General features: G+C 60.7%; 11 protein-coding genes. 2 read left to right on the forward strand and 9 right to left on the reverse strand.

Features of this window, described 5'->3' with window-relative positions:
- Positions 1-265 precede the first annotated feature (265 nt).
- Positions 266-832 (forward strand): dCTP deaminase, encoded by a 567-nt coding sequence (gene dcd, locus GE543_RS25000; protein WP_002554836.1) that lies wholly within the window; start codon positions 266-268, stop codon positions 830-832.
- 113 nt (positions 833-945) lie between these two features.
- A complete protein-coding gene (locus GE543_RS25005) occupies positions 946-1,164 on the forward strand; it encodes a hypothetical protein (protein ID WP_153222601.1) in 219 nt (72 codons plus the stop codon).
- A 65-nt stretch (positions 1,165-1,229) separates the two neighbouring features.
- Here GE543_RS25005 and pdeM read toward each other — a convergent pair whose 3' ends face one another.
- The 9 genes from pdeM to GE543_RS25050 form a co-directional block, all read right to left on the reverse strand.
- The gene (gene pdeM / locus GE543_RS25010) at positions 1,230-1,886 is read right to left on the reverse strand and encodes a ligase-associated DNA damage response endonuclease PdeM (protein ID WP_153222602.1); all 657 of its coding nucleotides are present in this window, start codon (positions 1,884-1,886) and stop codon (positions 1,230-1,232) included.
- Positions 1,883-4,375: a ligase-associated DNA damage response DEXH box helicase gene (locus GE543_RS25015; RefSeq protein ID WP_153222603.1), complete on the reverse strand. Its 2,493-nt coding sequence runs from the start codon at positions 4,373-4,375 to the stop codon at positions 1,883-1,885. The genes pdeM and GE543_RS25015 overlap by 4 nt, the downstream gene beginning before the upstream one ends.
- Positions 4,376-4,646: 271 nt before the next feature.
- Positions 4,647-5,411, reverse strand: a complete 765-nt coding sequence (locus GE543_RS25020; RefSeq protein ID WP_003412889.1) for an ABC transporter ATP-binding protein — start codon at positions 5,409-5,411, stop codon at positions 4,647-4,649.
- A gap of 9 nt (positions 5,412-5,420) precedes the next feature.
- Positions 5,421-6,539 (reverse strand): succinylglutamate desuccinylase/aspartoacylase family protein, encoded by a 1,119-nt coding sequence (locus GE543_RS25025; RefSeq protein WP_153222604.1) that lies wholly within the window; start codon positions 6,537-6,539, stop codon positions 5,421-5,423.
- 12 nt (positions 6,540-6,551) lie between these two features.
- Positions 6,552-7,262 (reverse strand): ABC transporter permease, encoded by a 711-nt coding sequence (locus GE543_RS25030; protein WP_003412886.1) that lies wholly within the window; start codon positions 7,260-7,262, stop codon positions 6,552-6,554.
- On the reverse strand, positions 7,259-7,987 hold the full coding sequence (locus GE543_RS25035; RefSeq protein ID WP_153222605.1) for an ABC transporter permease: 729 nt from the start codon (positions 7,985-7,987) through the stop codon (positions 7,259-7,261). The genes GE543_RS25030 and GE543_RS25035 overlap by 4 nt, the downstream gene beginning before the upstream one ends.
- A 77-nt stretch (positions 7,988-8,064) precedes the next feature.
- Complete coding sequence (locus tag GE543_RS25040; protein WP_046237637.1) at positions 8,065-8,847, reverse strand: transporter substrate-binding domain-containing protein; 783 nt, start codon at positions 8,845-8,847, stop codon at positions 8,065-8,067.
- Between the two features lie 343 nt (positions 8,848-9,190).
- Complete coding sequence (locus GE543_RS25045) at positions 9,191-10,894, reverse strand: ATP-dependent DNA ligase (RefSeq protein WP_046271615.1); 1,704 nt, start codon at positions 10,892-10,894, stop codon at positions 9,191-9,193.
- Positions 10,891-11,937: a ligase-associated DNA damage response exonuclease gene (locus GE543_RS25050; RefSeq protein ID WP_003402302.1), complete on the reverse strand. Its 1,047-nt coding sequence runs from the start codon at positions 11,935-11,937 to the stop codon at positions 10,891-10,893. The genes GE543_RS25045 and GE543_RS25050 overlap by 4 nt, the downstream gene beginning before the upstream one ends.
- Positions 11,938-12,248 lie beyond the last annotated feature (311 nt).

Consider the following 12,248-nt stretch of genomic DNA (forward strand, 5'->3'; position numbering starts at 1 on the left):
CTGAGTGCAAAGAGCTGGAAAATTCATGGAGATGGTTGGATCGAAATTCAACATCGTGTAGAGATTCTCAGTGACACAAGCAACACAGTGACGCCACCTTAACCCTTTTTTCCGAACGTGCCAATGGTCTGTTGATGATTATTTCCATTCACAGCGAAACAGCCCGGCCGCTCACGCAAACTCGCGATCTGTTGCCTTTGAACCCTCGGCCTCAGCCCGGTAAGATGCCGGATATCTTTTTCACCTCGCTATTCAGGACACCGCCATGAGCATCAAATCGGACAAGTGGATTCGCCGCATGGCGCAGGAACACGGGATGATCGAGCCCTTCGTAGAGCGCCAGGTACGTGGCGAAGGCGCTGATCGGGTGATCTCTTTCGGGGTGTCCAGTTATGGCTACGACGTGCGTTGTGCCGACGAATTCAAGGTCTTCACCAACATCAATTCGGCCACGGTTGACCCGAAAAACTTTGATGAAAAAAGCTTCGTCGATATCAAGAGCGACGTGTGCATCATCCCGCCCAACTCGTTTGCACTGGCGCGCACCGTCGAATATTTCCGCATTCCGCGTAACGTTCTGACTATCTGCCTGGGCAAGAGCACTTACGCGCGCTGCGGCATCATCGTCAATGTCACGCCGCTCGAGCCTGAGTGGGAAGGCCATGTGACGCTGGAGTTTTCCAACACCACGACACTGCCGGCCAAGATCTACGCCAACGAAGGTGTGGCGCAGATGCTGTTCCTGGAGTCCGATGAGGAGTGTGAAGTGTCCTACAAGGATCGGGGTGGCAAGTACCAGGGCCAGCGTGGCGTCACCCTGCCACGCACCTGATTTGCGCTTCAGGTGACTAGTGGAATTGAATTAATACTCTATTTCGCACTCTATCTGCTCACATGCTTTCGCATCATTCATTACGTGCGAAGGCCTTTGATCTGGAGTGCCCTATGAAGACTACTTTCAAAATCTCTGAACAGGTTCAATCTCCGCTTAACGAGATCGGGCTGCTCGCCTGGTCATTGATGGCTCATTCCGATCTCAGCCCGGAGCTGAACATGGTCGGTGGCGGGATCCCGGGTAATCCAGATCCCGATTCTCCGTTTCAGCCTACCGAGCCAGGCGGGCCTACTGTTCCTGACGAGCCGCCACCTGCACCTGTGGCCTGATTATCACAAGGCTGCCTGCTGCTCTCGCGAGCAGCGGGCAGTTTTGTATAGGGCGACCGGCGACGCTATACCACTCGCCACACCGCATCACCTCCGGTCACGTAGATCGTACTGTCTGGTGCGGGGCGAATCTGAAAACCGCCCGTGAATTCGCCGAACGCTGGCAGCAGACTGACCTGCCGGCCCAGGTAAAAGCACGCCAGCCGCAAGCTTTGCCGGCCGCGCCCGTGTAGTCGATACACAGGATGAACGTGCCCGGCCAGTACGTGCAGTTCAGGGTGCGGATCGGGCTCGTGCTGCAGGGCAAACGGCCCGAGTGCCAAGGGCTCGGGGACCACATCGATGCCCAGATAGGCGGGCGGATCGCCAGCCCGTTTGTCGTGGTTGCCGCGGATCAGCGTGATGCGCAGCGTCGAGTGCTCTGCCCGCCACTGCTCCAGCGCCGCCAGCGTGCCGACCGCGTGAGATTCCGGTGCGTGCAGGAAATCGCCCAGAAAGATCAGATGATCGCAGGGATAGGCATTCAAAAGGCTGTCCAGGCGGCGCAGATTCGCCTGGGTAGTGCCGTGCGGCACCGGCTGGCCGAGTTTGCGATAGGCGGCCGCCTTGCCAAAGTGCGCATCGGCGATCAGCAAGGATCGTTCGGCGGGGTAGTAGATGGCCTTGTCGGCCAGCAGCCACAGCTCTTCTCCTGCCAGTGTGACAGCCAGATACGGGTTCATTGTTCAGGCTCCGGGCCAGCGGCTTTCTCCAGGTCGCGGACCATGCGCGCGATACGGTCGGCAAGTTTCTCCGAACTGAGGCTTTCGCGAAAGCGCTCGACCAGCAACGGAAAGGCCAGCGGGGTCGCGCGTTTTATCGCGTGCAGGTCCAGCGTGCGGCTGTTGATCTGGCGCAACGTCAGTTCCAGACGCTGCAGGTCCAGTTCCTGACGCAGGACTTCCTGTTCGGCCTGGGTCAGCAGCATGTTGTCAGCGTCATACTGCTTGAACACCTCGAAGAACAGCCCGCTGGATGCCTGAAGCTGACGGTTGCTCTTGGCCGCGCCAGGGTAGCCGGAAAACACCAGCCCGGAGATGCGCGCGATTTCCCTAAAGCGCCGCAGGGCCAGTTCGCCAGCGTTCAGGCTGGCAATAATATCGGGTAAAAGATCCGTTTCGCTGAACAGGTTAGCCTGCAAGGTCTGCGCCCAGTCGATCTCGCTGGCGCTGAGCAGCTCCAGCCCATAGTCGTTGACGGCGATGGAAAAGGTCAGTGGCCGATGCCGGCTCAGGCGCCAGGCCAGCAGGCTGCCCAGCCCCAGGTGCACATGACGACCGGCGAACGGGTAGAGGAACAGATGCCAGCCTTCGCGGGATTTGAGTGTCTCAGCCAATAATGTGTTGCGTCGTGGCAGCCCTGACCAGTGCTGCTGGACTTCCAGCAGGGGTTTGATGGCGCGCATTTCCGGGCTGTTGAATTCGCCTCGTGCGGCGGCATCGAACTTCTCCACCACGGCATCTGCCAGTTCGCTGGACAGTGGCATTCGACCGCCATTCCAGCGTGGTACGGCGGCTTTCTTGCCGGTCGCGCGCTTGACGTAGGCTGTCATGTTTTCCACTCGAACCAGCTCCAGCAAGCGTCCGCCGAACAGAAAGCCGTCACCGGGTTTGAGTCTGGCGATGAAGCCTTCTTCGACGCTGCCCAGCGAGCCACCGCCGCCGCCTTTTTTCCAGTATTTCAGGTTGACGGTGGCCTCGCTGACGATGGTCCCCACGCTCATGCGGTGGCGTCTGGCAAGACGCGCATCGGGGACCCTCCAGACGCCGTCCTCGTCAGGTTCGGCGCGGCGGTAATCGGGATAGGCGGTCAGCGAGTGGCCACCGTTGCGAACAAACGCCAGCGCCCATTGCCATTGCTCGTCGCTGAGGTCGCGGTAAGCCCAGGCGCTGCGTACTTCGTCCAGCAGTTCATCGGGCAGGAAGCCACCGCCCAAGGCGATGCTGACCAGGTGCTGGACCAGCACGTCCAGCGGTTGGTGTGGGGATTCGCGGGGCTCGATCATCCGGGCTTCGACGGCGTCATGGGCAGCAGCGGCTTCGACCAGCTCCAGGCTGTGGGTCGGCACCAGTGTCACGCGCGAAGGACGACCCGGCGCGTGGCCCGAGCGCCCGGCGCGCTGCATCAGGCGCGCGACACCTTTGGGCGAGCCGATTTGCAACACGCGCTCGACCGGTAGAAAGTCCACGCCCAGGTCCAGACTGGAGGTGCACACTACGGCCTTGAGTGCGCCTTCTTTCAGCGCGCGCTCGACCCAGTCCCGGACCTCTCGCGCCAGCGACCCATGGTGCAGGGCAATCAGCCCGGCCCAGTCGGGGCGGGCTTCCAGTAGCGCCTGATACCAGATTTCCGACTGCGCCCGGGTGTTGGTGAACACCAGACAGCTCGCGCTGCTTTCCACCTCGGCCACGACCTGCGGCAACATGCGCAGGCCCATGTGCCCGGCCCACGGGAAGCGTTCGATGGACGGCGGCAATAGCGTATCGACCTGCAAGTCCTTGACGATTTTGCCTTGCACGGTCACGCCGCCGTCGCCGATCAGTACCTGCTGCGCGTGTTGCTGATTGCCCAGCGTCGCGGAAATGCCCCACACGATCAGTTGCGGATTCCAGCGCCTCAGGCGCGCCAAGGCCAGTTGCAACTGCACGCCGCGCTTGTTGCCGATCAGCTCGTGCCATTCGTCCACTACCACCATCTTCAGTGTCGACAAGGCGACCTGAGCGTCGGCACGGGTCAGCAGCAGCGTCAGGCTCTCAGGGGTGGTGATCAAGGCAGAGGGCAGCCGCCGACTCTGCCGGGCGCGTTCGCTGCCGCTGGTATCGCCGGTGCGCAAGCCGACCGACCACGGAATGTCCAGTTCTGCCAGTGGCGCCTCAAGGGCCCGGGCGGTATCGGCGGCCAGGGCGCGCATGGGCGTGATCCATAGCACACTCAGCGGCTCGGCAGGCGGTTTGCGTTTGCGGGGTTTGTTGTCAGCGGTTAGCGTATTGGCTTTGGCGAATCCGTTGAGCGCGGCGAACCATACGGCGTAGGTCTTGCCCGAGCCGGTGCTGGCATGCAGCAAGCCGGACTCGCCATTCTTCACCGCCGCCCAGACCTCTTTCTGAAACGCAAAGGGCTTCCAGCCCCGGGCGAGAAACCATCGTCGAGCGAAATCGGTGGGTCTGCTCATCCGTTTGAGTGTGCTCTGAGTGGCGTTAAGTCAGAGACAGCAGAGAAAGGGTAATAGTTTTAAATGGTTATGTGACTGATCGTTCCTGGATTGCCTATCGTGCCGATACCAGGGATACCACCATGACTATCGTGCCGATGCTCCGCGTCGGCATGCCGTTCTGGACGCTCTGCGTCCTCTTGATGACGCGGAGCGTCATGAAAGGCATTCCCACTTGAGCGTGGGAACGAGATTTGAGGGTGGTGCAGACGTGTGTACGCAGCAGTCCGTGCTACTTCAGATTGCCGCTCAAGAACTGCTGCAAACGCTCGCTTTTCGGGTTGTTGAGGACTTCGTCCGGGTGGCCGGATTCTTCGATCTGGCCCTGGTGCAGGAACACCACCTGGCTCGCCACCTTGCGCGCGAACCCCATTTCGTGGGTGACCAGAATCATCGTCCGGCCTTCTTCAGCCAGGCCTTGAATGACCTTCAGCACTTCACCGACCAGCTCCGGGTCAAGCGCGGATGTCGGTTCGTCGAAGAGCATGATTTCCGGCTCCATCGCCAGCGCACGGGCGATGGCCACGCGCTGCTGCTGACCGCCGGAAAGAAACGCGGGGTACTGATCGGCAACACGCTCCGGCAGACCGACCTTTTCCAGGTATTTGCGCGCGCGCGCCTCGGCTTCGGCCTTGGGCACGCCCAATACCCGGCGCGGCGCCATGGTGATGTTTTCCAGCACGGTCATGTGCGCCCACAGGTTGAAGTGCTGAAACACCATCGCCAGCCGCGTGCGGATACGCTGCAGCTCATCCGGGTCGGCAACGCGCATGCCGTCCTTGTCGCTGACCATGCGCACTTGCTTGCCATCCAGGCTCATCGCCCCGTCACTGGGCTGTTCGAGAAAGTTGATGCAGCGCAAAAAGGTGCTCTTGCCGGAGCCACTGGCGCCGATCAGACAGATGACGTCACCGCTGCTGGCCTTGAGCGATACGCCTTTGAGCACGTGGTTGTCGCCATAGCTTTTGTGCAGGCCATCGATGGTCAGTTTGTACATGACAGGTCCTCAAGGAGAAAGTAGATAGCCGCTGCGATAGGCGTGGGTGCCGGCGATATGCGCAATGACCATGCCGGCAGTCGCCATGCGGCGCAGGGAACGCGCATACAGCAGGCCTGCGTTGAGGGCATGGATGCAGGTCACGGTGTCGCTGATCGGGTCGATGACCTCGGCAATCAGCTGGCCGGCCTCGACGTGTTCGCCGGGCATCGCGCAGAACACCAGCAGGCCGCCGACCGGCGTAGCCACCGGTTCGACCGCTGCCAGTGGCGTAGCGGGGTAGAGCAGTTCGGGGAGTGGCTGCAGATCGCCGTCAATGATGCCGGCATCGATCAGGTAATGAATGATCGCCTGACAGTCGCGACTGGCCAGCGCATGGTTGACATCGCCTTGCCCGCGCAGCTCCAGGGTCACCGAAAAGCTGCCCATGGGAATCGGAAAGCGCTCGCCAAAGCGTTGCTGCAATTGCCACCAGACCAGCGTGAAGCACTCATCGAACGACTGCCCGCCTGAGTCGGTCGCCAGCAGGCTGGCGTGCGCGCCCAGGTAGCGGGATAACGGTTCGACTTTCGGCCACGCCTCGGGCGTGGTGTACAGGTGCTCGACCGACTCGAAATCACAGTGCAGGTCCAGCACCATGTCGGCATCGCAGGCCAGGCGCTGCAGGGTCAGGCGCAACGAATGCAGTTGTGTGGTCGCCTGTACGGCATTCAGCGTCGCCAGCAGGCTGTCCCTGACCAGCGCGCGGTTGTGCTCTGCGTCGGCAGTCAGTCGGGCTTCGATGTCATCACCGACCTGAGTGCCGAGGTCGCTGAACCAGCGATTGAAGTTCTGGCCGCTTTCCAGCTCGTAGCGGCCCAGCGGGGTGTCCATCAGCACCTGTTCCAGACCGATCGGGTTGGCGACGGGCACCACAACGATTTCGCCCAGCAGTCGCCCGGCGTTTTCCAGTTCGGCCAGACGCTGCTTCAGGTACCAGGCCACCAGCATGCCCGGTAGCTCGTCGGCATGCAGCGACGCCTGAATATAAACTTTGCCGGTGCCGTTTTGCGGCCCGTAATGAAAGCTGTGGATTTGCCGGCCAGTGCCGGGCACTGGCGAAAGCAAGTCATGGGTGTGATGGCGCATGTTCAGTCCTGATTAATGGGCTGGGCCGAGAAAGGCCAGCCAGCGGCGTTCGGCAAGGCGGAACAGCCCGACCAGAATGAACGTCACGGTCAGGTACATGACGGCGGCGATACCGAAGGACTGGAACGTCATGAAAGTGGCAGAGTTGGCATCCCGCGCCACTTTCAGGATGTCCGGCACCGTGGCGGTAAAGGCCACAGTGGTCGAGTGCAGCATCAGGATCACTTCGTTGCTGTAATACGGCAGAGAGCGGCGCAGCACCGACGGCATGATCACGTAGGCGTAAAGCTTCCAGCCGGTCAGGCCGTAGGCCTTGGCCGCTTCGACTTCGCCGTGGGCCATGCTGCGGATCGCCCCGGCAAAGATCTCCGTGGTGTAGGCGCAGGTGTTCAGAGTGAAGGCCAGGATCGTGCAGTTCATCGCATCGCGAAAGAACGCATCGAGCATCGGCTGTTCACGCACCGCGGCAAGGCTGTAAATGCCGGTGTAGCAGATCAGCAGCTGTATATAGAGGGGCGTACCGCGAAACAGGTAGGTGTAGAACTGCACCGGCCAGCGCACCCAGCGGTTTCTCGACACCCGCGCAATGGACAGCGGGATCGACACGCAAAAGCCGATGACGATGGAGGCGCTGAGCAGCCACATGGTCATCGCCAGACCGGTGACGTTGACGCCATCTGTATAAAGGAAGGGTTTCCAGTATTCCTGCAGCAATTCGATCATCGCTTTGCCTCCCGGCTGCCTGCGGAGTAATACCGCTCAGCCCAACGCAGGGCGAAGTTCGAGGCACTGGTGATCAGCAGGTAAATCAATGCTGCCAGCACCAGAAAGTAGAACAACTGATAGGTGCTCTTGCCCGCATCCTGTGACGCCTTGACCAGATCGGCCAGACCGATGATCGATACCAGCGCAGTCGCCTTGAGCAGCACCTGCCAGTTGTTGCCGATCCCCGGCAGCGCGTAACGCATCATTTGCGGGAACACGACGTAACGAAAGCGCTGGCCGCGTTTCAGTCCATAGGCCGTCGCTGCCTCCACCTGACCGCGAGGCACGGACAGAATCGCGCCGCGAAAGGTCTCGGTGAAGTACGCACCATAGATGAAGCCCAGGGTGATGACGCCTGCGCCGAACGGGTTGATCTCGATGTATTCCCATTCCATCGCGTCGGTCAGCATGGTGAGCCAGGTTTGCAGGCTGTAGAAAATCAGCAGCATCAACACCAGGTCCGGAACACCACGGATCAGTGTCGTGTAAATTTGCGCCGGCACGCGCAGCAGCGCGGAACTCGACAGTTTGGCGCTGGCCCCGATCAGTCCGAGCAGAATGCTCAGAGCAAGCGACAGCACAGCCAGTTTGACGGTCATCCAGGTGCCTTCCAGCAACAGCGGGCCAAAGCCCTTCAGGCTGAATGCCGAGAGTCCCAGGTTTTGCATGAGTGCATCGAGCATGGATAGGCCTTGTTACCAACAAAAACGCCCACCGACCGGGCGACGAATGATCGCCGAAATCGATGGGCGTCGGGGTGTTATTTACCGCTGTAGAGGTTCAGGTCGCCAAAGTGTTTTTTCTGGATTGCAGCGTAGGTGCCGTCGTCGTGCATCGCCTTGATGCCTTTATCCAGCAGCGCTTTAAGTTCCTTGTTGCCCTGGGCAATGCCGACCGCAGTCTTGGCTGGCAGCAGTTCGCTGTCGATAGGCTTGCTGACTTCGTAGTCAGCACCGGCTGGCGATTTCAGGAAGCCCAGTTCGGCCTGCAGCATGTCCTGAATCGAGGCGTCGAGACGACCCGAAGTCAGGTCGGAGTAAACCTGATCCTGGTTGGCATAGGCCTTGGTGGAAATACCTGCCTTGTCCAGTACGGCCTTGGCGTAGGCTTCCTGGATGGTGCCTTGCTCATAACCCACGGTCTTGCCTTTCAGGCTGGCCGGGTCAGCGGTAAAGCCTGCACCCTTCTTGAACACCAGCGAGGTCGGGCCGGAGAACAGTTCGTTGGAGAAGTCGATGACTTTTTCGCGAGCAGGGGTCACGGTCATCGAGGAAATGACGCCGTCGAATTTACGTGCCTTGAGGCCGGGGATCATGCCGTCGAAGTCGCTTTCGACCCATTTGCATTTGACTTTCAGCTCTTCGCAGATCGCGTTGCCCAGATCGATATCGAAGCCGACCAGGCTGCCGTCGGCCGCTTTGGATTCGAACGGTGCGTAAGATGGATCGACGCCGAAGCGCAGTTCCTTGTATTCCTTGGCCATGGTGTTACCGGCGGCGATGCACAGAGCCAGTGCAGAAAGAGTCAGCCATGCTTTTTTCATTGTTCAGTCCTTAAAACCTTAAATGGGGCGTTGGGAATACGCGAAGCGTGCTACCGGCAAGTGCCAGACAGGCATTGGGTAGCAATTTCCGAACCAGAGGAACGAACGTGCGTTTGAAATGTAAGGCGTTGTCGCTATTTCGTATAAACGGCTGGCAATTGGCCGCCCATGCGCGCTTACAGGGTTGGTGTTCATCGCCCGTTCCTACGCAAGGAGCTTTGTCAGGTGAGACAGAGCGGAAGATTGGTAACGAATCAGGAAGTTTCCTACATGGAGGCGGGATGATTCGTTCTTCAGTGTTTCAAAAAGGTGCACGCTATTTGACGTGCGCCTTTTTGGTGCCTTAGTTCAGCAGGTCCTGCAGCGTTGCCAGACTGTCGGCTTCGGCGACCGGCTTGTCCTGCCGCCAGCGCAGCATGCGCGGGAAACGCACCGCGATGCCGCTCTTGTGGCGCTTCGACAGGGCTATCCCTTCAAAGCCCAGCTCGAACACCAGCGTCGGCGTTACGCTGCTGACCGGCCCGAATTTCTCCACTGTCGTCTTGCGAACGATGGCGTCGACCTTGCGCATTTCTTCATCGGTCAGCCCCGAGTAGGCCTTGGCGAACGGCACCAGCGTGCGTTCACTGGCTTCGGGCGGGCCGTCCCAGACTGCAAAGGTGTAGTCGCTGTACAGGCTGGCACGTCGTCCGTGACCGCGTTGCGCGTAAATCAGCACGGCATCGACACTGAACGGGTCGATTTTCCATTTCCACCACACCCCCATGTCCTTGGTGCGGCCGACGCCATACAGCGAGTCGCGAGCCTTGAGCATCATGCCCTCGACGCCCAGGCTGCGCGAGGCTTCGCGCTGGGTGGCCAGGTCCAGCCAATCCTTGCCGGTGAGCACCGGGGAGGGCATCAGCACCTCGCTCTGGCAGGTTTCGATCAGGGCTTCCAGTTGCGAGCGGCGCTCATGTTGCGGGCGACTGCGCCAGTCATCGCCTTGCCACTCCAGCAGGTCATAGGCGAGCACCACGACCGGAACGTCGGCAAGAATCTTTTTGCCCAGCGTCTTTCGGCCTATGCGCTGTTGCAGCAGGGCGAACGGTTGAACCGAGGGCGCAGCCGCAGGCGCATCGCTGTTCAAGGCAAACTCAGCATCGGCATCGGGGTTCGCATCGGGGGCTTTCCAGACCACGATTTCGCCGTCGATCACCGTGCCGTCCGGCAGGCACTGCACCAGGCTGTGCAGCTCCGGAAAACGGTCGGTTACCAGCTCCTCGCCGCGCGACCAGATCCACAAGCGCCCGTCACGTTTGACCAGTTGCGCACGAATACCGTCCCACTTCCATTCCACCTGCCAGTTCTGCGCCGGACCAAGCAACGCCTCGAACTGATCGGCGGGCTGTTGCAGGGAGTGAGCGAGAAAAAACGGGTAGGGCTGGCCGCCGCGTTGGGCGTGCTCGTCTTCGGATTCAGGCGCGATCAGCTTCAAATAGCGTTCGGCGCTGGGCCGGTGCGACAGGTCGGTGTAGCCCACCAATCGTTGTGCGACACGTTTGCTGTCGATGTCTGCCAGCGCCGCCAGCGCACGGGTGACCAGCAGCTTGGACACGCCGACGCGGAAGCTGCCGGTGATCAGCTTGATGCAGACCATCAGGCTGCTGCGGTCCAGCTGCGACCAGAACAGCGGCAGCCGCTCGGCGAGTTCTTCAGGCGGCAGACCACGCAATGGCAACAGCTTGTCTTCCATCCAGGTGGCCAGACCTTCGTCATTACTGTGGTCGGCCTGGGGCAGCAACAGCGACAGGGTTTCCGCCAAGTCGCCGACTGCCTGATAGCTTTCTTCGAATAGCCATTCCGGCAGATTTCCCAGGGTCATCGCCTGTTCGCGCAGCACCCGGGTAGGCACCAGTTGCCGTGGGCGGCCGCCTGACAGGAAGTAAACCGCCCAAGCGGCGTCCTCTGCTGCCGCCTTTTCGAAGTAGTCGCGCATTGCGGCAAGTTTGGCGTTGCTTGACGTGGTCGCGTCCAGCTGTGCGTAGAGTTCAGCGAAGGCTTTCATGACTGAGCCTCACCCGTGCCTGCCGCCTCGGGTTCGCCGGCTGCCGGGTTGCTGTCTTCCTCATCGCCGTATTCGGTGCTGAAGCCCTGTGCATCCAGGCCCAGTTCACGCAGGTAGCGCACCAGTATGCCCACCGAACCGTGGGTCACCATGACGCGTTCGGCGCCGGTCTGTTCCACAGCCCACAGCAAGCCTGGCCAGTCGGCGTGATCGGACAGCACAAAACCGCGATCCACACCGCGCCGGCGTCGTGTGCCGCGCAGCATCATCCAGCCGCTGGCAAACGCATCGCTGTATTCGCCGAAGCGCTTCATCCAGCTGCTGCCACCTGCCGAAGGCGGTGCCAGAATCAACGCCTGACGCAGGGCGGGATCGGTCTTTTTGAAATCGCCGGCGTATTGGGTTTCCGGGATGTAGATGCCGCCTTCACGATACACGCGGTTCAGCGGCTCGACGGCACCGTGGACCAGAATCGGTCCGATCTGCGCGTCGATGCCGTGCAAAATGCGCTGGGCTTTGCCGAACGAGTACGCGAACAACACGCTGGCCTTGCCCTGGGCTGCATTGGCACGCCACCACTGGTTGATGCCTTCGAAGATCTGCGCCTGCGGCGCCCAGCGATAGATCGGCAGGCCGAAGGTCGATTCGGTGATAAACGTATGGCAGCGCACCGGCTCGAAGGCCGCACATGTCCCGTCCGGCTCGACCTTGTAATCGCCGGAAGCAACCCAGACCTCGCCTTGGTACTCCAGTCGCACCTGCGCCGACCCCAGCACATGCCCAGCCGGATGCAGGCTCAGCTTCACGCCGTGATGGGTGATGGTTTCGCCGTATTCCAGGGTCTGCAGATTGATGTCCTGCCCAAGGCGCGAACGCAAAATACCCTCGCCACTGGCCGCCGACAGGTAATGCTCATTGCCGGTACGGGCATGGTCGCCATGCGCATGGGTGATGACGGCGCGTTCGACGGGACGCCATGGATCGATATAGAAATCACCAGGTGGGCAGTACAAACCTTCGGGGCGAGCAACGACAAGATCCATGGGGCAACCGTATGGATGGGCTTGTTAGCTATGAGCCGGGAAGGATCTGGAAGTTCGGGGAGTTTGCGTGAGCGCTGCGGAGCGTGAGGCGCGACAGCAGGTGAATCAGGGCTCGACTCAAGGTCACCTTTTCGCCTCTGACTATCGTTCCCATGCTCCGCGTGGGAATGCAGTTCGTGACGCTCCGCGTCACACAGGGGTTCTGCGATGTCAGGTGGATTGAGGTTCGGCTCAAGTCACCTTTTCGCCCCTCGGCGAGTTACTTTGATGGGGCCAAAGTAACCAAACCCCCTGGCTCCGTTTCCGGCCCG

The sequence above is a fragment of the Pseudomonas sp. SZ57 genome (assembly GCF_009495975.1).
Taxonomy (GTDB): Bacteria; Pseudomonadota; Gammaproteobacteria; order Pseudomonadales; family Pseudomonadaceae; genus Aquipseudomonas; species Aquipseudomonas syringae.

Coding starts and splice junctions, on each gene's coding strand:
- dcd (WP_002554836.1), top strand. CDS start 266: ATGAGCATCAAATCGGACAAGTGGATTCGCCGCATGGCGCAGGAACAC.
- GE543_RS25005 (WP_153222601.1), top strand. CDS start 946: ATGAAGACTACTTTCAAAATCTCTGAACAGGTTCAATCTCCGCTTAAC.
- pdeM (WP_153222602.1), bottom strand. CDS start 1,886: ATGAACCCGTATCTGGCTGTCACACTGGCAGGAGAAGAGCTGTGGCTG.
- GE543_RS25015 (WP_153222603.1), bottom strand. CDS start 4,375: ATGAGCAGACCCACCGATTTCGCTCGACGATGGTTTCTCGCCCGGGGC.
- GE543_RS25020 (WP_003412889.1), bottom strand. CDS start 5,411: ATGTACAAACTGACCATCGATGGCCTGCACAAAAGCTATGGCGACAAC.
- GE543_RS25025 (WP_153222604.1), bottom strand. CDS start 6,539: ATGCGCCATCACACCCATGACTTGCTTTCGCCAGTGCCCGGCACTGGC.
- GE543_RS25030 (WP_003412886.1), bottom strand. CDS start 7,262: ATGATCGAATTGCTGCAGGAATACTGGAAACCCTTCCTTTATACAGAT.
- GE543_RS25035 (WP_153222605.1), bottom strand. CDS start 7,987: ATGCTCGATGCACTCATGCAAAACCTGGGACTCTCGGCATTCAGCCTG.
- GE543_RS25040 (WP_046237637.1), bottom strand. CDS start 8,847: ATGAAAAAAGCATGGCTGACTCTTTCTGCACTGGCTCTGTGCATCGCC.
- GE543_RS25045 (WP_046271615.1), bottom strand. CDS start 10,894: ATGAAAGCCTTCGCTGAACTCTACGCACAGCTGGACGCGACCACGTCA.
- GE543_RS25050 (WP_003402302.1), bottom strand. CDS start 11,937: ATGGATCTTGTCGTTGCTCGCCCCGAAGGTTTGTACTGCCCACCTGGT.